The sequence below is a fragment of the Amycolatopsis sp. NPDC039088 genome, assembly GCF_055598845.1.
The window spans coordinates 30,306-54,228 of record NZ_JBVKAE010000032.1; the positions used below are offsets into that span (position 1 = coordinate 30,306).

The 23,923-nt window shown below is 68.9% G+C and carries 17 protein-coding genes; 8 read left to right on the forward strand and 9 right to left on the reverse strand.

All coding sequences use genetic code 11. The features are described from left to right. Positions 1-4 precede the first annotated feature (4 nt). On the reverse strand, positions 5-1,642 hold the full coding sequence (locus ACZ7KI_RS32660; RefSeq protein WP_470276887.1) for an acyl-CoA synthetase: 1,638 nt from the start codon (positions 1,640-1,642) through the stop codon (positions 5-7). Positions 1,643-1,796: 154 nt separating this feature from the next. Between ACZ7KI_RS32660 and ACZ7KI_RS32665 the strand changes: the two genes are divergently transcribed. Continuing rightward, positions 1,797-3,497, forward strand: a complete 1,701-nt coding sequence (locus ACZ7KI_RS32665) for a bifunctional 3'-5' exonuclease/DNA polymerase (RefSeq protein WP_470276888.1) — start codon at positions 1,797-1,799, stop codon at positions 3,495-3,497. Between the two features lie 109 nt (positions 3,498-3,606). Here ACZ7KI_RS32665 and hrpA read toward each other — a convergent pair whose 3' ends face one another. The 5 genes from hrpA to ACZ7KI_RS32690 all read right to left on the reverse strand — a co-directional run bounded on the left by hrpA (position 3,607) and on the right by ACZ7KI_RS32690 (position 11,934). Next, on the reverse strand, positions 3,607-7,488 hold the full coding sequence (gene hrpA, locus ACZ7KI_RS32670) for an ATP-dependent RNA helicase HrpA (RefSeq protein WP_470276889.1): 3,882 nt from the start codon (positions 7,486-7,488) through the stop codon (positions 3,607-3,609). 138 nt (positions 7,489-7,626) lie between these two features. Then, complete coding sequence (locus tag ACZ7KI_RS32675) at positions 7,627-8,790, reverse strand: lactate 2-monooxygenase (RefSeq protein ID WP_470276890.1); 1,164 nt, start codon at positions 8,788-8,790, stop codon at positions 7,627-7,629. Positions 8,791-8,803: 13 nt separating this feature from the next. After that, complete coding sequence (locus ACZ7KI_RS32680; protein WP_470276891.1) at positions 8,804-10,021, reverse strand: cation:proton antiporter; 1,218 nt, start codon at positions 10,019-10,021, stop codon at positions 8,804-8,806. 40 nt (positions 10,022-10,061) lie between these two features. Beyond that, complete coding sequence (locus ACZ7KI_RS32685; protein ID WP_470276892.1) at positions 10,062-10,373, reverse strand: hypothetical protein; 312 nt, start codon at positions 10,371-10,373, stop codon at positions 10,062-10,064. A 70-nt stretch (positions 10,374-10,443) separates the two neighbouring features. Further along, the gene (locus tag ACZ7KI_RS32690; RefSeq protein WP_470276893.1) at positions 10,444-11,934 is read right to left on the reverse strand and encodes an APC family permease; all 1,491 of its coding nucleotides are present in this window, start codon (positions 11,932-11,934) and stop codon (positions 10,444-10,446) included. A 191-nt stretch (positions 11,935-12,125) separates the two neighbouring features. On the opposite strand from ACZ7KI_RS32690, the gene ACZ7KI_RS32695 reads away from it, so the two are divergent. The 3 genes from ACZ7KI_RS32695 to ACZ7KI_RS32705 all read left to right on the forward strand — a co-directional run bounded on the left by ACZ7KI_RS32695 (position 12,126) and on the right by ACZ7KI_RS32705 (position 15,310). Continuing rightward, positions 12,126-12,776 carry a GOLPH3/VPS74 family protein gene (locus ACZ7KI_RS32695; protein WP_470276894.1) on the forward strand — a complete coding sequence of 217 codons (651 nt, stop codon included), beginning with the start codon at positions 12,126-12,128 and terminating at the stop codon, positions 12,774-12,776. A 20-nt stretch (positions 12,777-12,796) separates the two neighbouring features. Continuing rightward, on the forward strand, positions 12,797-13,963 hold the full coding sequence (locus ACZ7KI_RS32700) for a saccharopine dehydrogenase family protein (protein WP_470276895.1): 1,167 nt from the start codon (positions 12,797-12,799) through the stop codon (positions 13,961-13,963). A gap of 495 nt (positions 13,964-14,458) precedes the next feature. Beyond that, positions 14,459-15,310 (forward strand): chitosanase, encoded by an 852-nt coding sequence (locus ACZ7KI_RS32705; protein ID WP_470276896.1) that lies wholly within the window; start codon positions 14,459-14,461, stop codon positions 15,308-15,310. A 47-nt stretch (positions 15,311-15,357) separates the two neighbouring features. Here the strand turns inward: ACZ7KI_RS32705 and ACZ7KI_RS32710 are convergent, their stop codons facing one another. The 3 genes from ACZ7KI_RS32710 to ACZ7KI_RS32720 are packed head-to-tail and all read right to left on the reverse strand — an operon-like array spanning position 15,358 to position 17,531. Then, the gene (locus ACZ7KI_RS32710) at positions 15,358-16,350 is read right to left on the reverse strand and encodes a PHP domain-containing protein (RefSeq protein ID WP_470276897.1); all 993 of its coding nucleotides are present in this window, start codon (positions 16,348-16,350) and stop codon (positions 15,358-15,360) included. A gap of 18 nt (positions 16,351-16,368) precedes the next feature. After that, positions 16,369-16,872: a metallophosphoesterase family protein gene (locus ACZ7KI_RS32715; protein WP_470276898.1), complete on the reverse strand. Its 504-nt coding sequence runs from the start codon at positions 16,870-16,872 to the stop codon at positions 16,369-16,371. Between the two features lie 2 nt (positions 16,873-16,874). Next, a complete protein-coding gene (locus ACZ7KI_RS32720; protein WP_470276899.1) occupies positions 16,875-17,531 on the reverse strand; it encodes a GntR family transcriptional regulator in 657 nt (218 codons plus the stop codon). Between the two features lie 35 nt (positions 17,532-17,566). Between ACZ7KI_RS32720 and araD the strand changes: the two genes are divergently transcribed. The 4 genes from araD to ACZ7KI_RS32740 all read left to right on the forward strand — a co-directional run bounded on the left by araD (position 17,567) and on the right by ACZ7KI_RS32740 (position 23,879). Then, positions 17,567-19,282 (forward strand): L-arabinonate dehydratase, encoded by a 1,716-nt coding sequence (araD, locus tag ACZ7KI_RS32725; RefSeq protein WP_470276900.1) that lies wholly within the window; start codon positions 17,567-17,569, stop codon positions 19,280-19,282. A 149-nt stretch (positions 19,283-19,431) separates the two neighbouring features. Then, on the forward strand, positions 19,432-21,234 hold the full coding sequence (locus ACZ7KI_RS32730) for a VanW family protein (RefSeq protein ID WP_470276901.1): 1,803 nt from the start codon (positions 19,432-19,434) through the stop codon (positions 21,232-21,234). Positions 21,235-21,316: 82 nt separating this feature from the next. Continuing rightward, positions 21,317-22,528: an MFS transporter gene (locus tag ACZ7KI_RS32735; RefSeq protein WP_470276902.1), complete on the forward strand. Its 1,212-nt coding sequence runs from the start codon at positions 21,317-21,319 to the stop codon at positions 22,526-22,528. Between the two features lie 139 nt (positions 22,529-22,667). Beyond that, on the forward strand, positions 22,668-23,879 hold the full coding sequence (locus tag ACZ7KI_RS32740; protein ID WP_470276903.1) for a GGDEF domain-containing protein: 1,212 nt from the start codon (positions 22,668-22,670) through the stop codon (positions 23,877-23,879). Positions 23,880-23,923: the final 44 nt, after the last annotated feature.

Consider the following 23,923-nt stretch of genomic DNA (forward strand, 5'->3'; position numbering starts at 1 on the left):
GCCGTCAGTGCAGCTTGTTGCGCAACACCTTCCCGGTCGCGTTGCGCGGCAGTTCGTCGAGGAACTCGACGTCGCGCGGCACCTTGTACCGGGCGAGGTTGGCCTTGACGTACTCGCGCACTCCCTCGACGTCCAGGTCCGACTTCTCGGCCCGCACGACGAAAGCCTTCAGCCGCTGCCCGAACTCGGGATCGTCGACGCCGACGACCGCGGCCTCGATCACGTCTTCGCGCTCGACCAGGAGGTTCTCCACCTCGATCGGGAAGACGTTCTCGCCGCCGGAGACGATCATTTCGTCGTCACGGCCGTCGATGAACAGCAAGCCGTCCTCGTCGAAATGGCCGACGTCGCCGCTGGAAAGCAACCCGTCGATGATCTCCTTGTTCCGCCCGTCGGTGTAGCCCTGGAAGCTCAGCCCGCTGCCGACGAACACCCGGCCGGTGACGTGCGGCTCGGTGATCTTGCCGCCCTTCTCGTCGTACAGCGCGACCTTGCAGCCCACCGGCGCGCGGCCGACCGTGCCCGGCGCCTTGCGCCAGTCCTCGGGCGTCGCGACGGTGGCGACCGCGACCTCGGTCGAGCCGTAGAGGTTGTGCACGACGTCGCCGAACGCGGCGGTCGCGCGGTTCCCGAGATCCGGGGACAGCGCGGAGCCCGCCACGAAGATGATCCGCAGGCACGAGGTGTCGTACTTGGCGCGGACCTCTTCGGGCAGGTCGACGATCCGCTGCAGCATCGTCGGCACGAGGACCAGCGTGGTGCAGCGGTTCTCCGCGACCCCGCGCAGCGTCTCCTCCGGCACGAACTTGCGCCGCATGACGACCTTCGAGCCGAGCGCGAAGGACAGGATGAACTGCGACAACCCGGTGCCGTGGAACAGCGGCGCGCCCATGTAGGTCGCTTCGCCGGTCCGGAGCGGGATGCGGTCGAGGAACTGCGCCGAGGCGAGCGCGGAGGTGTGCGGTCGCGGGGCGCCCTTCGGCGTCCCGGTGGTGCCGCTGGTCAGGAGGATGAAACCGCCCGGTTTGGCGGGCGCCGGCCACGGGCGGTCGTCGGTGCTGGCGACCAGCTCGGTGACGATCGGGATCTTGTGCCCGGAAAGCTCGGCGTCCGAGTCGACCCACGCGAGGTAGTGGTCGACGTCGCCCTCGACCGCGTCCAGCAGTTCGGTGAACTCCTGGTCGTACACGAGCGCGGTGACGCCTTCGCGCTTCGCGACGTCCGCGAGCTGTGGTTTGGCGAACCCGGTGTTCATCAGCAGCAGCTTGGCACCGAGTTTGCCCGAAGCGAGCATCGTCAGCACGAGACCGCGGTGGTCCCGGCACAGCGCGGCGATCACCGAACCCGGGCCGAGGCCGCGTTCCGACCACGCCCTGGCCAGCGCGTTCGACTGGGTGTCGAGCTGCTTGAAGGTCAGCGGGCCGAGTTCGTCGATGATGCCCGTCGCGGTCGGGTCCCGGCGGGCGGCGATCATGTTCGCCCCGGCGAACGGACCCCACTTCCGCACCATGACCAGCGAACGCAGCCCCTCGTCGACCCGTGGGATCGGGAGCAGGCCCGCTTGGCGCATCACGTCGATGCTGCGCACGGTCTCGGTCACCTTGCCCGCCACCAAGGTGGCGAGGCCGGTGGGGTTTCTCATCCGGGCACCTCCGTTGCTGCTGCGGCGAGACGCCATGCCGCCGTCTTCGCGTACCGGCGGTATGGGTTTGCTACTCGACAGTAGCCGACCGTTAGTCCAGGCGCACTAGCCCTCTCGTGACAGAAATGTCGGTAGGAACTAGCACAATGGCAACGTGCAGGCGATCGCAGGTCAAGAGGAGGATGGCGACTTCGCGATCTCGATCTCCGGACAGCCGGCGCGCCGCGGCTTGACCCTGGCACGGTTCGTCGACGAAGTACGCGGACTGGAGGCGGAGCACTCGCCCCGTTGGGTGTTCCCGTCGGTCGAGCGGACCTACCCGGCCCTGATCAAGGCCGGTCTCCGGGTGCGGCGGTGTCACGACCTGGAGCTGGTCGAGGGCCTATTGCTGGCGCACGAAGGCCGGCCGCAAGAATCGCGGAGCCTGCGCGCGGCGCTGGCCAGGGCGAACGGGCAGGAGGCGCCCGCCGACGAGCCGCCGCTGTGGGCCGAGGACGACCAGCCGACCCTGTTCGAGACGCGCGGCCCCCGGCTGCCGTCCGGCGTCACCGTGGTCGACGCCGCCCGTCTCGTGCTGGCCGAGCAGGAGAAACGGGTCGCGCGCACCGAACATCCGGAGCGGCTTCGATTGCTCTTCGCGGCCGAGTCGGCGAGCGCGCTGGCGGCCGCGGAGATGTCGGCCGACGGGCTGCCGTGGCGGGCGGACCTGCACCTCGAACTGCTCGCCGACCAGCTCGGTCCGCGCGTCCCGGCCGGGCACCGGCCGAAGCGGCTGGTCGAGCTGGCGGCGAAGATCAGCGACGCGTTCGGCGGACGCCCGGTCAACCCGGACGCCCCGGCCAGCGTCGTCCGGGCGCTCGGCCGCGAGGGCATCGAGGTCACTTCGGCGAGGAAGTACCTGCTGCGCGACATCGACCACCCGGCCGTGCCACCCCTGCTGGAGTACAAGGAACTCGCGCGGCTGCATTCCGCCAACGGCTGGGCCTGGCTCGACGAGTGGGTGCACGACGGCCGGTTCCGCCCGCACTACGTCGTCGGCGGGGTCGTCTCGGGACGATGGGCGAGCCGGGGCGGTGGCGCGCTGCAGATCCCGAAGATCCTGCGGACCTGCGTCCGCGCCGATCCCGGCTGGAAACTGGTGGTCGCCGACGCCGCCCAGCTGGAGCCGCGGGTACTGACGGCGTTGTCCGGCGACCGCAAACTGGCCGAGGTCGCCGCGGCCACGGATCTGTACGCGAGTCTCGCCGAGGCGATGTTCTCCGGCGTGCGCCGCGTTCCGGTGCCCGCCTGGGACGAGAGGACCGACCGCGACCGCGCGAAGATCGCGATGCTTTCGGCGATGTACGGCGGCACCTCCGGCGAGGCGGGACCGCTGCTGGCCTTGCTGCGGACCAGGTTCCCGGACGCGGTGTCCTATGTGGAGCGTGCCGCGCAGGCAGGGGAGCGCGGCGAACGCGTCCGCTCCCGGCTCGGCCGGACGTCACCTGCGCCGTCGGAGGCCTGGCGCGCGCTGACCGGCGGTGTCGCCGAGGACGAGGCCGCCGAGACCAAGGCACGTCAGGCGTCGCGCGGCTGGGGCCGGTTCACCCGGAACTTCGTCGTACAGGCGAGCGCGGCGGACATGACCGCCGTTCTGCTGGCCACCCTGCGCGGCAAGCTCCCCTCCCCCGCCCATCTGGTGTTCTTCCAGCACGACGAGGTACTGGTGCACACCCCGGCCGAGTTCGCCGACGAGGTGTCGCAGTCCATTGTGGACAGCATGACCGAGGCGGCGCGGATGCTGTTCGGCGCCGCCTGCCCGGTCCGGTTCCCGCTGCACATCGCCGCCGTGGACACCTACGCCGACGCCAAGTGAGTTCTCCACCCAATCACGTGTGTTCTCCACTCAATCACGTGCTTTCCGCTTGAGCGGAGAACACGCGTGATCAGATGGAGAACACGCGTGATTGGGCGGAGAACTCGGGTCAGGAGGCGGCGTCGTCCAGTGCCTTGATGACGCGCTTCAGCGAGACGGGGTGCGCGGTACCGAGCGTCTGGGCGAAGAAGCTGACCCGCAGTTCCTCGATCATCCACCGGATCTCCCGCAGCGCGGGTGACGACGTCCCAGGCGGCACCGCGGCGAGCGCCGCCTGGTACTCGTTGCGGAGCCACGCGATGTCGCCGGTGCGCTGGATGTCGCGGGTCGGCTCGGTCGGGAGTTTCTCCAGCCGTCGTTCGATCCCGCGCAGGTACCGGACGACGTGCTTCAGCCTATCCTGCCCGGTTTCGGTCACGAAACCCTTGTGCACCAAGCCGTCCAGCTGCGCCCGGATATCGGCGAGCGAGTCGGCCGGGCCTCGGGTGTCCGCCAGCCGGGTCTCGACGTCGTTGGCCGCGCGCAGGATCTTCTCGACGTCGGTGAGCACGGCGAGCACTCCGGGGTTCAGCCCGGCGCGCACCTTCTCCAGCAGCGCGGCGAAACCGGCTTCGTCCCAGCGCGGGCCGCCGTTGTCGGCCACGAGTTTGTCCACGGCGCAGTCGACACAGTCTTCGAGCAGCGCCGCCACGGAGCCGTGCGGATTGCGGTTCAGCACGAGTTTCGACGAATTGCCGAGGTTGCGGGTGATGAACTTCATCGGCGACGGCAGGTTCAGCCGCAGCATCCGCCGCGTGCCCGCCCACATCGACTGTTCCTGCTGCCCCGGCGTGTCCAGCAGCCGCACCGCGACGCTGCCGCCTTCGTCGACCAGCGCCGGATACGCCTTGACGTCGTGGCCGCGCTGCTTACTCGCGAACACCTTCGGCAGCTCGCCGAACGCGGGTGTGGTGAGCCCCTCGCGCTCGATGCTGTCGGCGGCTTTGGAGATCGTCGCGCGCACCTGGCCGCTCAGGTCTCGTTTGAGCGCCTCGATGTCCTTGCCCTCGGACACCTTCTTGCCGCGGACGTCCACCACGCGGAACGTCATCTTCAGGTGTTCCGGCACCGCGGACAGCTGCCAGGCGTCGTCGGGGATCACCACCCCGCGCAGCGCCTCCAGTTCGTCCGCGACGGCGTGCAGCAGCGGGCCGTCGGCGGGGCCGACCCGCGACAGGACTAGCTTCGCGTGGTCGGGTGCCGGTACGAAGTTGCGCCGGATCGCCTTGGGCAGCGACTTGATCAGCTGGGTCACCAGTTCTTCGCGCAGGCCGGGGACCTGCCAGTCGAAACCGTCCGCGGTGACCTGGTTCAGCACCGGCAGCGGGATGTGCACGGTGACGCCGTCCGCGTCCGCGCCCGGTTCGAACTGGTACGTGAGCTTGAAGGTCTGACTGCCTTGAGTCCAGAAGTCGGGGTAGTCGGCCTCGCGCACGCCGCCCGCGGTCTCGTTGATGAGCATCGTCTTCTCGAAGCTCAACAGGTCGGGCTCGGTGTGGCGGGCCTTCTTCCACCAGCTGTCGAAATGCCGCGCCGAGACGACGTCGGCCGGGACGCGCTGGTCGTAGAACTCGAAGAGGGTCTCGTCGTCGACCAGGATGTCGCGGCGGCGCGCGCGGTTCTCCAGGTCCTCGACCTCTTCCAGCAGCGCGCGGTTCTCGGCGAAGAACTTGTGCCTGGTCTCCCAGTCGCCTTCCACCAGCGCGTGCCGGATGAACAGCTCGCGGCTCAGTTCCGGGTCGATCCGGCCGTAGTTGACGCGGCGGTCGGCGACCAGCGGGACCCCGTACAGGGTCACCTTTTCCAGGGCCATCACCGCGCCCTGCTTACGTTCCCAATGCGGCTCGGAGTAGTTCCGCTTCACGACGTGCCCGGCGAGCGGTTCGACCCATTCCGGCTCGATCCGCGCGTTGACCCGGCCCCACAGGCGCGACGTCTCGACCAGTTCGGCCGACATCACGAACCGCGGCTGCTTCTTGAACAGCGCCGAGCCCGGGAACACCGAGAACCGCGCCCCGCGCGCGCCGAGGTAGTCGCCCTTGGCCGGATCCTTGAGTCCGACATGCGACAGCAGCCCGGCGATCAGCGACGTGTGCACCCGTTGCGGATCGGCCGCGCCGCCCGCGTTGAGGGTGATACCGAGCGGTTTCGCCAGCTGACGCAGCTGGCTGAAGATGTCCTGCCACTCGCGGATGCGCAGGTAGTTCAGGTACTCGTTGCGGCACAACCGGCGGAACTGGTTGGTGGACAACGCCTTCTGCTGCTCGCTGACGTATTCCCACAGGTTCAGGTACGCCAGGAAGTCGGACGTCTTGTCGGCGAACCGCGCGTGCTGCTCGTCCGCCGCCTGCTGCTTCTCCGCCGGGCGCTCACGCGGGTCCTGAATGGACAGTGCGGCGGCGATGATCATCACTTCGCGGACGCAGCCGTTGCGTGCGGCCTCCAGCACCATCCGCGCCATCCGCGGGTCGACCGGGAGCAGGGCGAGCTTGCGGCCGGTTTCGGTGAGCTTCTTGCCGTCCGACATGTCGAAGGCGCCGAGTTCCTGCAGCAACTGGACACCGTCGGTGACCTGACGGCGATCCGGCGGCTCCACGAAGGGGAACGCCGCGATGTCGCCGAGGCCGAGTGAGGTCATCTGCAGGATGACCGACGCGAGGTTGGTCCGCAGGATCTCCGGATCGGTGAACTCGGGCCGGGCGTCGAAATCGTCTTCGGAGTACAGCCGGATGCAGATACCGTCGGAGGTACGACCACAGCGCCCCTTGCGCTGGTTCGCCGACGCCTGCGAGACCGGCTCGATCGGCAGGCGCTGGACCTTGGTGCGATGGCTGTAGCGCGAGATCCGCGCGGTGCCGGGGTCGATGACGTACTTGATGCCCGGCACGGTCAGCGACGTCTCGGCGACGTTCGTGGCGAGGACGACGCGGCGACCGGTGTGGCGCTGGAAGACCCGATGCTGGTCCGACGACGAGAGCCGCGCGTACAGCGGGAGGATCTCGGTGTTGCGGAGGTCTTGTTTGGACAGTGCGTCCGCGGTGTCGCGGATCTCGCGCTCGCCGGAGAGGAAGACCAGGATGTCGCCGGGCCCCTCGTGCTGGAGTTCGTCGACGGCGTCGCAGATGGCCTGCGTCTGATCCCGATCCTGGTCGGCGTCCGGATCGTCGGGGTCGATGATCGGCCGGTAGCGGACCTCGACCGGATACGTCCGGCCGGACACCTCGACGATCGGAGCATCGTCGAAGTGCTTGGAGAACCGCTCCGGATCGATCGTCGCCGAGGTGATGATCACCTTGAGATCGGGGCGGCGCGGCAGAAGCTGTTTGACGTAGCCGAGGATGAAGTCGATGTTGAGGCTGCGCTCGTGCGCCTCGTCGATGATCAGCGTGTCGTACTGCCGCAGCATCCGGTCGGTCTGGATCTCGGCGAGCAGGATGCCGTCGGTCATCAGCTTGACCAGGGTGTCCTGGCCGGAGTGGTCGGTGAACCGGACCTTGTAGCCGACGGCCTCGCCGAGTTCGGTGTTCAGCTCGGAGGCGATCCGGTCGGCGACCGTGCGCGCGGCCAGCCGCCTCGGCTGCGTATGCCCGATCTGGCCCCGGATGCCGCGACCGAGTTCGAGGCAGATCTTCGGCAGCTGGGTCGTCTTCCCGGAGCCGGTCTCCCCCGCGACGATCACCACCTGGTTCTCGCGGATGGCGTCGGCGATCTCGTCCTTGCGCTGGCTGACGGGCAGCTCTTCGGGGAACGTGATCTTCGGGACGTTGTCGCGCCGTCGGGTGATCCGCAGTTCGGCGGCCTCGATGTCGGCCTCGATCTGTGCGGCGAGCGACTCGGCGTTCCGCGCTTTCCGGGCACCGTCGAGCCGACGCCGGAGGCGGTGCTCGTCGCGCGACATCAGTTCGGGCAGGCGAGCGCGCAGGGCGCCGAGCGGGGAAGGTTGAGCAGCCATGACCGGCACCAGGATAGCCGTGCGTGACGATCAGGGCCTCCGAATATCCCGCACGTCACCACCCACCCCACGCGTTTCGTCCTCTGGATGCGGTAGTTGGCAACGCGAACTACCGCATTCAGAGGACGAAACGCGGGGTCAGGAGCGGGTGAGGGAACCCGGCGTGAGGTCGGCCAGGGTCCGGTGCCCGGACAGGCCCATGGTCAGGTCGAGGTCGGCGAGCAGGCTCCGCAGCACGTGCCGGACGCCTTCCTCCCCCGCGTGCGCGAGGCCGTACACCCACGGCCGTCCCACCAGCACGGCCTTCGCCCCGAGCGCGAGCGCCTTGGCGATGTCGGCGCCGGTCCGGATGCCGGAGTCGAACAGGACCTCGATCCGGTCGCCGACCGCGCTCACGACCTCGGGGAGCATGTCGAGCGAAGCGACGGCGCCGTCGACCTGGCGCCCGCCGTGGTTGGACACGACGATCCCGTCCATCCCGGCGTCGAGCGCGCGGCGCGCGTCGTCGGGATGCTGGACGCCCTTGAGCACGATCGGACCGTCCCAGTGCTCACGCAGGAACGGCAGCCGATCCCAGGTGCTGTCGGTGCCGGTGATCATCGAGATCCAGCGCAGGATCGCGGTGGGCGGGTCCTCCTCCGGCGTCTTCTCCAGCAGGCCGCGGAACACCGGGTCGCTGAGCGGGACGCCGAGCCCCTCACCCTTGATGAACGGCAGATACGCGTGGTCGAGGTCGTTCGGGCGCCACGCGAGGGTCCAGGTGTCGAGCGTGACCACGAGCGTGGTGAACCCCGCGGCCTTCGCCCGCGCCAGGATGCTCGCGCAGACGTCGTTGTCGGTGGGCCGGTACAGCTGGAACCACCGTGGCCCTTCCCCGCTCGCCTCGGCGACGTCCTCGATGCTGGTCGAGGACGCCGTCGACATGATGTAGGGCAGGCCGACCGACGCCGCGGCCCGCGCGGCCGCCGGTTCGGCACCCTCGTGCACGATCGACTGGACGCCGACCGGCGCCAGCAGCACCGGCGCCGGCATCGGAGTCCCCAGCACGGTCGTGGACAGATCGCGTTCGGTCGCGCCGGTGAGCATCCGGGGCACCAGCCGCCAGCGGTCGAACGCCTCCCGGTTGGCGCGCGCGGTGGCGCCCGAACCGGCCGAGCCCGCCACGTACCAGAACGGCCTCGGCTCCAGGATCTCCCGCGCCGACTCCTCCAGTTTCGTGGCGTCGGTGGAGCACGGAGGGAAGGTCCCGCCGAGCCCCTGCAGGTAGATCTCGTTCTGGTAGCCGCCGAACCGCTCCGTCACCCAGGCCTCCTCGTCACGTCGCCCGGGCCGGCTCTTCGCGGCCTCCGCGGGTCGAAGTCCCCCGGACAATACTCGCCGGTAGCAACCAGGTGAGTTTCTCGGAGCGGATGACCGCGACTGGACCGATCACGGCCAGCAACAGCACGTATCCCGCGACGAACGGCGCGACCCGCGAGTCCAGTCCGGCCGCCGTCGCCATCGCGGCGAGCACCAGGGAGAACTCGCCCCTGGTGAGCACGGTCAGCCCGATGTTGACCCCGGCCTGGCGGTCGAACCCGTGCAACCGCGCGGCCAGCGCGCCCGCGCCCAGATTCAGCACGATCGTCAGCGCCACCGCGATCAGCACCGGCACGGCCACCGAGCCGACCGCGTTCGGGTCGATGCTGAGCCCGAAGATGAAGAAGAACAGCGCGCCGAACGCGTCGCGCAACGGGAGCACCAGTTTGTGGATCCGCGGCGCGACCTTCGAGCCGCCGAGCATCATGCCGACCATGAACGCGCCGATGGCGTCGGACACCCCGACCTCCTCGGCGACGGCGGCACCCATGACGGCGACACCGACGAAGCAGACGGTCAGCAGTTCGTCGTCGGCCGAGCCGAACAGTTTCGACACCACGCGGCCACCCCAGCGGGCGAGCGCGGCCATCACGATCAGGAAGGCGAAGGCCTTGCCGAAGTCGGCCATGGCCGAGCCGAAACTCCCGGCTCCGGACAACACCGGCTGCAGCAACGCCAGATACAGCGCCAGGAACAGGTCCTCGATCACGATGATGCCCATGATCAGCCGGGATTCGGGGTTGTTCATCCGGCGCGATTCGAGCAGGAGCTTGGTGACGATCGCCGACGACGAGATACCGATGGCACCGGCGATGACCAGCGCTTCCCTGGTTCCCCAGCCCAGCAGGAAGCCGAAGGCGAGCCCGCCGCCGATGTTGAGAATGAGGTAGATCAGCCCGGACCAGACGAGTTTGCGCCCGCCCTTGGCGAGGTCGTCGAGCGAGAACTCGAGGCCGAGGTAGAACAGGAGGAAGACGAGACCGAGCCCGGCGAGTACACCGAGCTCACTCGGATCGTCCACAAGGGACAGTCCGGGGGTGTTGGGGCCGAAGACGAAACCGGCCAGCATGAACAGGGGGATGGTCGGCAGCCCGATGCGGGCGCCCGCTCTGGCGATCACGCCGGCGGCGAGGAACGCCCCGCCGACGGCCAGCAGGGCATGACCGGAACTCATGGAGACCTCCGATGGTGGCTGATTCGGGATGAGTGCCGGATCAGCGCGGAGGCGCCCGCGCGGCGGCACGGGGCAGCGCGCGGGTGACGACGACGGATTCGCCCTGCTCGGGAGCGGGCCCGGCGGCGGAGAGGTCGACGGTCGCCGTCTCGGCGGGCACGTCGACGACGGGAACGGCTTGACCGCCATGGAAGGCGGGCAGCGGATGGGTCGCGAAGACGGCGACCGGATCGTCCGCCGCGGCGACGGCGTGCCCAGGCGGAACGGTCGGCGTGACGAAGGCGAAGACCAGCAAGATCAAGAGAAAGAAGACGGAAGGGTGCCGTGGGGCGGGGGCACGGTTCGTCGTCATCTGACCGCTACTTTACCAGTCCTTTATAGACAAATCGACGAGGGATCCGTCACGGAGCGTGCCGCAGTGTCTATTTAGGACTGTGCCCAGGCGCCAGACCGGCGGGTTCGCGTTCGTCGTCCCCGTCTTCGAGCGGACCGCCGATCCCGGCGTAGGTGTCGGGATCGGTCGTCCGCAGCACTTCCGCACGCAGGAAACCCGCCAAGGCCGCGAGGACGACGAGTCCCGGCAGTCCCCAGCGCAGCAGGAACGTCCCGGCCGGGCCGAGCAGCAGGTCGAAGTTGAGCAGGATCAACGCGAGGACCGCCGACAGCGCCAGAATCGCCAGCCCAGGTGCGATCCAGCGGCGCCAGGCGTTTTCGGCGCCGCGGCGCCGTTTGAAAAAGCCGATCACCGAAAGCGAAACGGCGATCATGATCACCACGACACCCGTCGACGCCGTCGCGCCTAGCCAGGTGAACAGTTCGGTGACCGGATCTCGTTCGGCGAGCGCGAACGCGGCCACCACCACGAGGGCGAGCGCGGTCTGCGTGAACGAACCGGCCACCGGCGCGCCGGTCCGCTTGCTCGTCTTGGCGAGCGAGCGCGGCAGCAGCCCTTCCCGGCCCAGCGCGAAGAAGTACCGCGCGACGGCGTTGTGGAAACTCAGCAGCGCAGCGCACTGGCCGGTCACGAAGAGTGTGTAGGCGACGTCGGAGAACGTGTCACCGAGATGCCCGCCCGCCAGATTGAACAGCAGATCAGGCCCTTGCGCCGCCGCGGTGGTGACGATGACGTCCGGTCCGGCGCCCACGGCAAGCGCGAGCGACGACACGACGTAGAGCACCGCCGTGAGACCGATCGCCGCGAACGTCGCCCTGCCGACCGTGCGGCTGGGTTCGCGCGTCTCCTCGCCGTAGGTCGCCGCGCCTTCGAAGCCGATGAACGCGGCGGCGGAGAACGCGAACACCGCCCCGACCCCCGTGGTGAACAGGCTCGCCGGTTCGAGCGGCACCCAGGAGACGCTGCCACCGGCCGGATTCGCGAACAGCGTGACGTCGACGATCGTGAGGACGGCGACCTCCAGGCACAGTGCCACCCCGAGCACCTTGGCGTTGAGGTCGACCCGCAGCACGCCGAGCGCGCCGACGATCACCACCATCACCAGCGCGCACAGCCACCACGGCGGCGGTGAACCGGTGAGTGTCCCCAGCCAGGTCGACACCGACCAGCCGAAGAGGCCGTAGATGCAGATCTGGATGGCGTTGTAGGTGATCAGCGTCACGAACGCGATCCCGGCGCCGGTGGATTTGCCGACACCGTTGGCGACGTAGGGATAGAAGGCGCCGGCGTTGGTGATGTAGCGGCTCATCGCCGCGTAACCGACCGCGAACAGGGCCAGGATCGGGGCCAGCAGCAGGAACGACAGCGGCACGCCGACATTGCCGGTGACCGCGAAGTTCGTCGGGACGCCGCCCGCGATGGCGAACAGCGGTCCCGCCGCGGCCACCACGAAGAAGACGATCTGTGCGGCTCCGAGCCGTCGCCGACCGAGACCGCGCCGCGGTCTTTGCGTACCCATGAACCCGTCCCCCCGGACGTCGGTTTGGCGGCGAACGCGTCGATCCGCGTTCTTGATCTTGCGAGAGCCATCCCACCTTAGGGGCGGGGAACCCGGCGAGGTACGTCCGTTCAGGCTAAAAACGGACCTCGGGTCGCGACGGCCGGGCGGCTACCGCTACCTTGGCCGTCCGCACTACGACGCCGGAGGGCATGCCATTCATGCGTCGGCTGACTTTGGTCGATTCCCTGTTCTTCCTCGCCCACGACGAGTTCACCGGAAAACCCGCGCTCCGCCGCACCGGGCTCGGCATCGGAATGGCCGGTTCCGCGCTCTGCGATCTCCTGCTCGCCGAGCGGATCACCGTGGAAGGCAAGCGAATCCGGCCGCTGTCCCGCCGCGGCCTCGCCCATCCCGCGCTGGATCGGGTGTTCTCGGAAATCCGCGGCGAGCGGGAACCGCACACCGTGCGGGAATGGGTCGACCACCTCCGCCAGGATCTCGGGGAAACGGTCGCGGGCACCCTTCTCGCCGCGGGAGTGGTCACCCGCGAGACCGAGCGGGTGCTGATGCGGAAGATCCACCGGTACCCGCCGCGGGATCTGTTGATGTCGACCGCCGCGCGCAGCAAGGCCAGAGGCGCCGTACTCGGCACCGAACAGCCGGATCCGCATTCCGTGTGCCTGGCGCTGCTGGCCTGGACCGTCGGTCTCGACGACCTCTGCGAACCGCAACTCGACCGCGCCGGCCTGCGGACCTGGGCCGAGGCCACCCACCGGGAACTCCCCCGTGCGATGGCCGACCTGATCACAGGCGTCGACGCCGTCTGCGCCGCCGTCGTCTACACCGGCGACCGGCGCTGACCGGCGGTAGCCTTGGCCTCATGCCGACTGAACGTGACCACGACGTCGTGCTGTTCGGCGCGACCGGCTTCACCGGTGGCCTGACCGCGGAGTATCTCGCCAAGGCCGCGCCGCCCGGTCTGCGCCTTGCCCTGGCCGGGCGCGATCTCGGCAAGTTGGAAGCGTTGCGGGAAAAGCTGTTCTCGGTCAACGAGGAATTCGCCGAGTTACCGCTGCTGCGCGCCGACGTCTCCGACGTGGTCTCGCTCCGGGAGGTGGCGGAGTCCACGAAGGTCGTCGCCACCACTGTCGGCCCCTATGTCCACAATGGCGAGCCGCTGGTCGCCGCGTGCGCCGAAGCCGGGACCGACTACATCGATCTGTGTGGTGAGCCCGAGTTCGTCGACAAGATGTTCCTCGCCCACCACGCCAGGGCCACCGAGACCGGCGCCCGGCTGGTGCACGCCTGCGGTTTCGACTCGATTCCGTACGACCTCGGCGTCCTGTACACGATTTCCCAGCTGCCGCAAGGAAAACCGGTCCGGATCGACGGATACGCGCGCGCGGGCGGGATGCCGTCGGGCGGCACGTTCCTCTCGGCGCTGACGGCGTTTTCCCGGCTGCCCGCGAGTATCCGCGCCGCGCGGGACCGCGCCGCGGCCGAACCACGGCCGGCGGGCCGCCGTGCGCGCGCCTCACTCGGGGCACCGCATCGCAATCCCGACGGTTTCTGGGCGGTACCGATGCCGACCGTCGACCCGATGATCGTCGAACGCTCGGCCGCCGCGCTTCCCGCGTACGGTCCCGATTTCGGCTACCGGCAATTCGCGGCGATCAAACGGCTTCCCGTGGTGGCCGCGGGCGCGGCCGGAATGGGCCTGCTCTTCGCGGCGGCTCAGGTGCCACCGGCGCGACGGGCGCTGTCGAACCTGCTGAAACCCGGCGGCGGCCCGGACGAGGCCCGTCGGGCGCGGTCGTGGTTCTCCGTGCGGTTCCACGCCGAGAGCGACGGCGAACGTGTCGTGACCGAGGTGTCCGGCGGCGACCCGGGCTACGGCGAGACGGCGAAGATGTTCGGCGAGTCCGCCCTGTGCCTGGCACTGGACGAGCTGCCGGAGACGGCCGGGCAGGTCACCACGGCGACCGCGATGGGGCAGGCGCTGATCGACAGGTTGAGCGACGCCGGTCTGCGCTTCGCGACCCTGTAGCCGGTCTGTGAAGGCCTCCTTCCCTACTTTGAGGGTCAGGGTCCCGGCAAAGTCGAGGTAGAGCAGGCCTGATTCTGGATGCCGCGGGGCTACAGGTGCGGTTTCGGAGGAATGGTGTGAGTGAACGGAGAGCACCCGACGAAACCTGCCGCTTCCGCGTGTCATCCATCCAGTCACACGTGTCCTCCGTCTGATCACGCGCGCCATCCATCCAGCCACGCGAAACCACCGACTCGGCCCCGGTCGTAAGTGGCGATTCGGGCTAGAACACGAAACGCCACTCACGACCCCCTCGCGAAACCGTGCAAGATGCCTGACGCTCAAGGCAGGGAAGGAGGCCTTCACGGACCGCCGCCTTGCCGCGCCAGCCTCTTCGGTCGGCGATTTCCTCACCGCACCCCTTGCCCGAAACTGTCAACCGTGGTTATCGTGTGCGCACGCCGCAGTTACACCTGAGAAGAAAATGCCCATTCTCTGTGGAAAGGGACACCTTTCATGAGTAACGCCCTGCGGCCCGCGATGCGCCGCGCTCTCGGCGCGGTCTCCGTTCTCGCCCTCGCCGTTTCCGGCCCCGTCGCACTCTCCTCGCCGGCGTCAGCCGAGCCCGCCCTGGCGACAGCGTCGATCTTCGCCTCCGGCGGCGACCTCGCCTCGCCGGAGAAGAAGGAGATCGCGATGCAGATCGTCTCCAGCGCGGAAAACTCTTCCCTGGACTGGAAAGCGCAGTACTCCTACATCGAGGACATCGGTGACGGACGCGGGTACACCGCCGGCATCATCGGGTTCTGCTCGGGAACCGGCGACATGCTGGAACTCGTCGAGCGCTATACGAACTCGGTTCCGGACAACCCGCTCGCGGAATACCTCCCCGCCCTGCGCGAGGTCGACGGCAGCGATTCGCACGAAGGCCTCGGCAGCGGTTTCGAAAACGCATGGCGGGAAGCCGCCGGTCGTGAGGACTTCAAGGCGGCGCAGAACAGCGAACGCGATCGCGTCTATTTCGACCCGGCGGTGAATCAGGCGAAATCGGACGGTCTGGGCGCACTGGGACAATTCATCTATTACGACGCCATCGTGATGCACGGTCCGGGCACCAGCCAGGACAGCTTCGGCGGCATCCGCTTGGCCGCGCTCCAGCAGGCGAAGCCGCCCGCGCAGGGCGGTGACGAGACCGCGTATCTCAAGGCGTTCCTCGACGCGCGGCGCGTGGTCATGAAGCAGGAAGAGGCGCACGCGGACACCTCGCGGATCGACACCGCGCAGCTGGTGTGGCTCAACGACGGCAACCTCGACCTGCACACCCCGCTGAAGTGGGCGGTGTACGGGGACCCGTACGAGATCGACTAGCGAAACGTCTCGTGAGTGGTAATGACGGTTTTGGTCGTCATCACCACTCACGAGGCGAGCAAGTCCTCAGCGGTCCGCGTGTTGATCACCCGGTCCGGCTCGATCCCCAGCTCGTTGGCCCGCGCGCAGCCGTAGACGAGCCAGTCCAGCTGCCCCGGCGCGTGCGCGTCGCTGTCGATCGCGAAGTCGCAGCCCAGATCCACCGCCAGGTTCAGCAACCGGGTCGGCGGGTCCCGGCGTTCGGGACGGGAGTTGATCTCGACGGCGACGTCGTTGTCCCGGCAGGCGGTGAACACCGCTTCCGCGTCGAACTCCGACTCGGGCCGCTTTCCCCGGCCGCCCATCACCAGTCGTCCGGTGCAGTGCCCCAGCACCCGGACGTGCGGATTCTGCACGGCGGCGATCATCCGCGGGGTCATCTCCTTGGCCGGCATCCGCAGTTTCGAATGCACGCTCGCGACGACGAAGTCCAGCCGCGCCAGCAACTCTTCCTCCTGGTCCAGCGTGCCGTCGAGATGGATGTCGACCTCGATGCCGTGCAGGATCCGGAACGGCGACATCGTCTCGTTCAGTTCCGCGACGACGTCCATCTGCCGCCGCAGCCGCTCGGGCGAAAGACCGTTGGCGACGGTGAGCCGCGGCGAGTGGTCGGTCAGCACCATCCATTCGTGGCCGAGCGCGCGGGCGGCCTCGGCCATCTCCTCGATCGGGCTCCCGCCGTCGGACCAATCCGAATGGGTGTGGCAGTCGCCGCGCAGCGCGGCCCGCATCGGCCCGCCGTCGGGCAGCTTCGGCTCGCCGATCTTCTCGAAGTACGCGGGACGGCGTCCGGCGAGCACGTCTTCGACGACGGCCGCGGTCGCCTTGCCGATATTCGGCAACGCGGTCAGCGTGCCCGCCTTGGCGCGTTTGCGCAGTTCATCCGGTTCGACCTTGGCGATCACCGCGGCCGCCTGCCGGAAGGCCCGCACCCGGTAGGTCGGTTCGCCAGCGCGCTCCAGCCGGAACGCGATCTCCCTCAACGCCTGCGCCGGTTCCATGGCTACCTGTCTACCCCGTCAGCGGCGCGAGGGCAGCTCATGCAGCGCGACATCGCGCAACTCGCCGTCGCGGATCTCGGCGGTCTGGTAGGTGCAGAACGGCTGACGGCGCCGGTCCGTCGGCGAACCGGGATTCAGCAGCCGCAGTCCGTTCGGGGTGACCGTGTCCCACGGGATGTGGCTGTGCCCGAACACGAGGACGTCCGTGTCCGGGAAGAGTTCGTCGCAGCGGCGCTCGCGCCCCTGTTTGCCGCCGGTCTCGTGGACGACGGCCAGCCGGACACCGTCGAGTTCGGCTCTGGCGACCTCGGGAAGCCGCTCCCGCAGCTCCTCGCCGTCGTTGTTCCCGTAAACGCCGATCAGCCGTTTGCTGCGGACTTCGAGTTCGTCGAGCAGGGCGGCTTCGACCCAGTCACCCGCATGGACGACGACGTCCGCCGCTTCGACCTCGCGCCAGACCTGGGCCGGCAACGCTTTCGCACGCGACGGCAGATGGGTGTCGGCGATCAGCAACAGGCGCACGGCTACTCCCCGATGGACGCGAGGACGCGGTCCAGGAAGTCGCCGATATGGGCGCGCAGCAGCTCGGCCGCCCCCTCCGCGTCACCCTTCTTCGCCGCCGCCAGCACCGCCTTGTGCTCGGTCCATTCCTTGCGCCAGCTGGGGTTCGCCTCCCACCCGACCACGCTGATCAGCGCGGCCCGGTCCCTGAGGTCGTCCAGCATCGAGACCATCAGCGGATTGCCGCAACCGCTGTAGAGCGCGCGGTGGAACCGGCGGTTGAGCAGGCTGAGCGCGGCCTGGTCCTTGTCCGAGATCGCCGCCGACGACTCCTTCAGCGCCTCGGCGGCGTCTTCGAGCAGCTCCGGCGAGCGGCGTTCCACCGACCGGCGCACGGCCTCGGGCTCCAGCACCATGCGGACGTCGTAGACCGACTTCGCCAGTTCGGCGTCCACCACGCACACCGACGCGCCCTTGTACGGGCTGAAAGTGACCAGCCCCGAGTTCGACAGCACCTTGAGCGCCTCGCGGACCGGCGTCTTCGACACCCCGAGCCGGGCCGCCAGTTCGGCTTCGACCAGCGGCTGCCCCGGCTTCAACTCACGGGTGAGGATGCCGCGGCGGATCTCCTCGAGCACCACTTCGGTACGCGAGGCGGGCAGGCTGAAGGTCGATGACATGGGCGAATCATATATGAGATGTCATACTCGGGAGCATGAACCCTGAGGACCTCCGCAGCCACCGCTGGTTCGGCGGCGACGAACTACGCGGTTTCAGCCACCGGGCCCGGAGCAGGCAACTCGGCTACAACCCGGAGGAGCACCTCGGGAAGCCCGTCATCGCGATCCTCAACACCTGGAGCGATATCAATCCCTGCCACATGCACCTGCGCGAGCGCGCCGAACAGGTCAAGCGCGGGGTGTGGCAGGCGGGCGGTTTCCCGCTGGAGTTCCCGGTCGCGACGCTGTCGGAGACCTTCCAGAAACCGACGCCGATGCTGTACCGCAACCTGCTGTCGATGGAGACCGAAGAGATCCTGCGGTCCTATCCGATCGACGGCGCCGTCCTCATGGGCGGCTGCGACAAGACCACGCCCGCCTTGCTGATGGGCGCGGCGAGCGCGGGCCTTCCCGCCATCTTCGTGCCTGCCGGGCCGATGTTGCGCGGGCACTGGCGGAACGAGGTCCTCGGCAGCGGCACCGACATGTGGAAGTACTGGGACGACAAGCGGGCCGGGCTGATCGGCGACGAGGAACTGTCCGAATTGGAGCGTGGACTCGCCCGCTCCCCCGGCACCTGCATGACGATGGGCACCGCCTCGACGATGATGTCGGTCGCCGAAGTGCTCGGCCTGAGCCTGCCGGGCGCGGCGTCGATCCCGGCAGTCGATTCGGCGCACCACCGGATGGCCGCGGCGAGCGGCGCGCGCATCGTGGAGATGGTGTGGGAGGACCTCACCATCACGAAGATCCTCGACAAACGCGCGTACGCCGACGCGATCACCACCGTGCTGGCGCTCGGCGGGTCCACCAACGCCGTCATCCACCTGATCGCGATGGCGGGCCGAGGGCAGATTCCGCTGTCCATCGACGATTTCGACGCGATCGCGCGCCGGGTTCCCGTACTGGCCAACATCCGGCCCGGCGGCGACTGGCTGATGGAGGACTTCTACTACGCGGGCGGGCTGCCCGGTCTGCTCTCCCGGCTGACCGACCTGCTGCACACCGACCGCGTCACCGTCACCGGGCGAACCCTCGGCGAGACACTGGAAACGGCGCGCGTGCACAACGACGACGTCATCCGCCCTCGCGACAACCCGGTCGCCGCCGAAGGAGGCGTCGCGATGCTGCGCGGAAATCTGGCGCCGTCCGGAGCGGTGATCAAGCACATCGCCGCGGAGCCTCACCTCCTCGTCCACAGTGGACCCGCGGTGGTGTTCGAGGATTACAAGGATTTGAAGAAGCGCATCAACGATCCCGCGCTCGGCATCACCGAGGACTCCGTGCTGGTGCTGCGCGGATCCGGTCCGCTCGGCGGCCCCGGCATGCCCGAGTACGGGATGCTGCCGTTGCCCGATCACCTGCTGGCCAAAGGAGTGCGCGACATGGTCCGCGTTTCCGACGCCCGGATGAGCGGGACCAGCTACGGCGCCTGCGTCCTGCACGTCGCGCCGGAGTCCCACGCGGGCGGACCGCTCGCCTTGGTCCGCGACGGAGATCAGATCACTTTGGACGTCCCTTCGCGGCGGCTCAGCCTCGATGTCGACGACGAGGAACTCGAGCGCCGCCGGGCACAATGGACGCCACCCGCGCCGCGCTACGAACGGGGTTACGGCGCGTTGTACACCGAACACATCACGCAAGCCGACGAAGGATGCGACTTCGATTTCCTCGCACGAGTGGGTGACAACCGCGAGCCTGACGCCCAGTGATCAACGGGCCGAGGGGGCGCTCACCCGACCGGGCGAGTTGCAAGCCGACAAACGGCGCCCCGTATCTTGAACGATGTCCGGAACGCGGAGTAAGGCCCGGACGTTCGACGTGCCGTCCGGCGACCTCGCCGGCCGTGGAGGGTGGAGAGTTGCCGCAGGAACCGCGCTGGCCCGAGTCCCATGCCGAGCAGACGGACATTCTCCCGGTCGTCACGCCCGGGTTCGAGGAGTCTGCCACGCCGCCGGAGACCGCGCCACCGAAACGCCGTCGCGGCTATCGCAAGGCCGCCTTCATCGGCGGGGGCGTGTTCGGCCTCCTGGTCGTCGCGTACGCCCTCGACGTACTGGTCTCGCAGGGCAGCGTCCCCCGCGGCGTCACCGTCGCCGGGGTCGACGTCGGCGGGATGGACCGCACCGCGGCCGAGAAGGAGCTCCGGGGCGGCATCGAGCCACGGCTGACCCGTCCCGTGAAGGTCGTCGTGGGCGACGCCGAGGAGTCGCTGGCGCCGAACGCGGCGGGCCTTCGCCTCGACTGGCCCGCCACCCTCGACCAGGCGGGCGACCAGCCGCTGAACCCGTTCACGCGGATCGCGTCGTTCTTCTCGAGCACCGAGGTCGGCGTCGTCACGCAGACCGACGACGCCAAGCTCACCGGGGCGCTGGAAAACCTGCGTGACAAGGTCGATCGCGAGCCCGTCGAAGGCACCGTCAAGTTCGAGGACGCCAAGCCGGTCGCCGTCGAGCCGAAGACCGGGCAGAAGCTCGACGTCGAGGCCGCCAAGCAGACCATCATCGACCGGTGGGCCACCGGTGAGCCGCTCACGCTCGCGGTCACCCAGACCCCGGTCAAGGTCTCGCCGGAGGCCGTCCACGCCGCACTCGACCAGGTCGCGAAGCCCGCCGTGGCGGCGCCGATGGTCATCAAGGGCGAGGGCAAGGACGCGATCGTCAAGCCGGAGGCCATCGCGGGCGCGCTGACCTTCGAGCCCGCCGACGGCGGCGTGCTGAACCCGAAGGTGGACAACAACAAGATCATCGAAGCCGCGGGGCCGCAGCTGAAGTCCACCGAAAAAGAGGGCAAGGACGCGGAGATCGTCTTCGAAGGCGGCAAGCCGACCGTCGAGCCGTCCGAGGACGCCAACGTCGTCGACTGGGAGCCGAGCCTCAAGCCGGTGCTCGACGTCCTCAAGCGCACCGGAACCCGCGAGCTGCCGGTGACCTACAAGAAGACCCCGGCCAAGGTGACCACCGAGCAGGCGAACCAGCTCGGCATCAAGGAGGTCGTCAGCGAGTTCAAGACCGGCGGGTTCGCCCCGGACTCGGGGACGAACATCCGGGTGGTGGCGCAGAAGGTCAACGGCGCCATCGTGAAGCCGGGCGAGACGTTCAGCCTCAACGGCTACACCGGACCGCGCGGCGCGGCACAGGGTTACGTCGAAGCGGGCGTCATCAAGGACGGCGCTCCCGGCCGCGAGGTCGGCGGCGGGATCTCCCAGTTCGCGACCACGCTGTACAACGCCTCGTACTTCGCCGGCATGAAGGACACCGAGCACAAGGAACACAGCTACTACATCAGCCGCTACCCCGCCGCGCGCGAGGCGACGGTGTTCCAGAACCACAACGGCGGCAGCGTGATCGACCTGAAGTTCACCAACGACGGTGACACCGGGGTCGCGATCCAGGCCATCTGGACGCCCTCGGACATCACGATCCGCCTGTGGGGCACGAAGAAGTACACGGTCGAGTCGATACCGGGCGGCCGCAGCAACCCGGCCGACCCGCCGACGAAACCCGGCCCCGCCGAGAACTGCAAGCCCAGCAACGGCGCTCCCGGCTTCACCACGTCGGACACCCGGGTCATCAAGGACGCGGCGACCGGCCGCGAGATCCGGCGCCACACCCGGAGCGTGCACTACAACCCGCAGCCGAAGATCACCTGCGGCACGGAGTAATTCCCACCCGGACGCGTTCACCGAACGCGTCCGGGGCGGTACGCTCAGTGGCTCACCCGACCCGAACGGGGGTGGCCACCTCGTGACCTCGACGGCGACCTTCCGGCAGATCTTCGCGGTCGGTGAACTGCGGGCGATCTGGTTCGCGGAACTCCAGTCGATCCTCGGCGACCAGGTGGCCAGGGTCGCCCTGTCGGTACTGGTGTTCCAACGAACCCATTCGGCGACCTGGCCCGCGCTGACCTACGCGCTCACCTATCTGCCCGACCTGATCGGCGGACCGCTGCTCGGCGGGCTGGCCGACCGGTTCCCCCGGCGCGCGGTGATGGTCTGCTCCGACGTCGTCCGGGCGATCCTGGTCGCCGTACTCGCGATTCCCGGGATCCCGCTGCCTGTGCTCGCCGCCGTGCTCGTGGTGGTGCAACTGGCCAACGCCCCGTTCACGGCCGCGCAGGCCGCCGTCCTGCCGTCGGTGCTGAGCGGCGACCAGTACGTACTCGGCCAGTCGCTGCTGAAGATCACCAACCAGATAGGCCAGCTCGCCGGATTCGCCTTGGGTGGCGCGGTGATCGCCGCGATCGGACCGGGCCGCGGACTCGCCATCGACGCGGTGACGTTCGGCGTCTCGGCGATCGTCCTGCGGCTCGGTGTCCGCGCCCGGCCCGCTTCGGGTTCCGGCGGACCGGCGACGTCGACGGTGCGACGGCTTTCCGCCGGTGCCCGCACGATCTGGCGTGACCGGCGGTTGCGCGCACTGGTCGGCCTGGCGTGGCTGGCGGGATTCGTGATCGTGCCGGAAGGACTGGCCGTGCCCTACGCCGCGGAGATCGGCGGCGGGGCGGTGACGGCCGGGCTGCTGCTCGCGGCGCATCCGGCCGGGATCGTGCTCGGGGTGTTCGTACTCGGGCGCCTGGTGCGGCCCGAAAGGCGCCTGCGGCTGGTCGGGACGCTGGCACTCGGCGCGATCGTGCCACTGGCGGCGTTCTGGTTCCGGCCCTCGCTCCCCTACGCCGCCGGACTGCTCGTGCTGTCCGGGATGTGCGCGGCCTACCAGGTCACCGCCAGCACCACGTTCATGCGGTTGGTACCCGACACCGAACGAGGCCAGGCCTTCGGCCTCGCCGGGTCGGGACTCATCGCCGTGCAGGGAATCGGGCTGATCGCCGGCGGCCTGCTCGTCGGCGTACTCGGTTCACCAGCGACGACGGTCTCGGTCATCGCACTCGCCGGTCTCGTAGTGGCTGTTCCGGCCACCCGGGCATGGCGCCACGTGGCCCCTCTTCACCCCCTTTGACCGGAACCGGGTAATCACCAGTTCTGCCCGCGCATGGAGCTCACCCCCTCGATTTTCCCGATCCGGTCACGCGTGGTGCACCCACGCCTACCCATACAGCGTAGTGACACCCGGTATCCAACCGATTACGTTCGTCTCCGTGGCGCTAACGAATTGGGCGCTGTGGCGGCTACCCAACCGCGGCTTGATCGGCTTCGTCCTCCTGGCGGACGTCGCGGCGATCGCCGGATCGGTCTGGACTTTTCTCCGCGTCCCGGTCACCCCCGGCGACGCGGTCCCCTTCGCAGTCCTGATCGCCAGCGTCGTGCTGTACACGGAGTTGTCGCGTCCGGTCGAACGGGTGCGGGAACGGTTCGCGGGCACGCCGCACATCTCGCTCGACAGCGTCTGGACCTTCGCCGCCGTACTGCTGCTGCACCCGGGTCTCGCCGCGCTGGTCATCGCCGTGTCGTTCTTCTACCGCTGGTTCCGCGGGCAGCCGAACCCGCTGTTCCGGCGCACTTTCTCCATGTCGGCGACCGTGCTGTCGGGCTTCGCGGCCGCCGCCTTCCTCGCCCGGTACGCCGTCCCGTTCGACGTTCTCCCCCGCGACATCAGGTCGTTCGGGGTGGTGATCATGGCAGGCGGGGTGTTCCTGCTGATGAACACCGTGCTGATGACCGTCGCGGTGTACTACGGCACCCCGCACGACAGGCTGCGCGACGCGGTGGCGAAGCCGTTCGAGTACGCGCTCGAAGCGGCGACGATCGCGCTCGGCGTCATCGTGGCGTGGGCACTGCGGGACTGGCCGGTCGTGCTGCTGCTGATCGTCGGGATCACGCTGGTGCTGCACCGCGGCGTACTGCTGCGGCAACTGAAACGCCAGGCACGCAGTGACGCGAAGACCGGGCTGCTCAACGCGAAGGCGTGGCGCGACGCCGCGTCCGACGAACTCGACCGCGCGCGGCGCGCGGGGCGGCACACCAGCCTGCTGATGCTCGACGTCGACCGGTTCAAACTGATCAACGACCGGCACGGACATCTGGTCGGCGACCGGTATCTCGCCGCCATCGCGGAAACCCTGCGCAGCGAGGTGCGCGCCACGGATCTGGTCGGGCGGTTCGGCGGCGAGGAGTTCGTCGTCCTGCTGCCCGGTACGGCCGCCGTGCACGCGCACGCGATCGCGGAGCGGATCCGGTCGAGCATCGCGAACCGGGGTGGTCTGCCGGAGCACGTCACCGTGTCGATCGGCCTCGCCGACCGGCCGGGTATGACCGACGTCGACGCCCTGATCGCTGTCGCGGACCGGGCGCTCTACGAGGCGAAGCACACCGGCCGGAACCGGACTTCGGGCTACCAGGTGACCGGCTGACCCCCGCCCCCGCGCATTTCGTCCTCTGGATGCGTTCTTTGCAT

Bases quoted from the DNA above. Each gene is read 5' to 3' on its own strand.
- ACZ7KI_RS32660 (WP_470276887.1), bottom strand. From the start codon at position 1,642: ATGAGAAACCCCACCGGCCTCGCCACCTTGGTGGCGGGCAAGGTGACC.
- hrpA (WP_470276889.1), bottom strand. From the start codon at position 7,488: ATGGCTGCTCAACCTTCCCCGCTCGGCGCCCTGCGCGCTCGCCTGCCC.
- ACZ7KI_RS32680 (WP_470276891.1), bottom strand. From the start codon at position 10,021: ATGAGTTCCGGTCATGCCCTGCTGGCCGTCGGCGGGGCGTTCCTCGCC.
- ACZ7KI_RS32685 (WP_470276892.1), bottom strand. From the start codon at position 10,373: ATGACGACGAACCGTGCCCCCGCCCCACGGCACCCTTCCGTCTTCTTT.
- ACZ7KI_RS32690 (WP_470276893.1), bottom strand. From the start codon at position 11,934: ATGGGTACGCAAAGACCGCGGCGCGGTCTCGGTCGGCGACGGCTCGGA.
- ACZ7KI_RS32695 (WP_470276894.1), top strand. From the start codon at position 12,126: ATGCCATTCATGCGTCGGCTGACTTTGGTCGATTCCCTGTTCTTCCTC.
- ACZ7KI_RS32700 (WP_470276895.1), top strand. From the start codon at position 12,797: ATGCCGACTGAACGTGACCACGACGTCGTGCTGTTCGGCGCGACCGGC.
- ACZ7KI_RS32705 (WP_470276896.1), top strand. From the start codon at position 14,459: ATGAGTAACGCCCTGCGGCCCGCGATGCGCCGCGCTCTCGGCGCGGTC.
- ACZ7KI_RS32710 (WP_470276897.1), bottom strand. From the start codon at position 16,350: ATGGAACCGGCGCAGGCGTTGAGGGAGATCGCGTTCCGGCTGGAGCGC.
- ACZ7KI_RS32720 (WP_470276899.1), bottom strand. From the start codon at position 17,531: ATGTCATCGACCTTCAGCCTGCCCGCCTCGCGTACCGAAGTGGTGCTC.
- araD (WP_470276900.1), top strand. From the start codon at position 17,567: ATGAACCCTGAGGACCTCCGCAGCCACCGCTGGTTCGGCGGCGACGAA.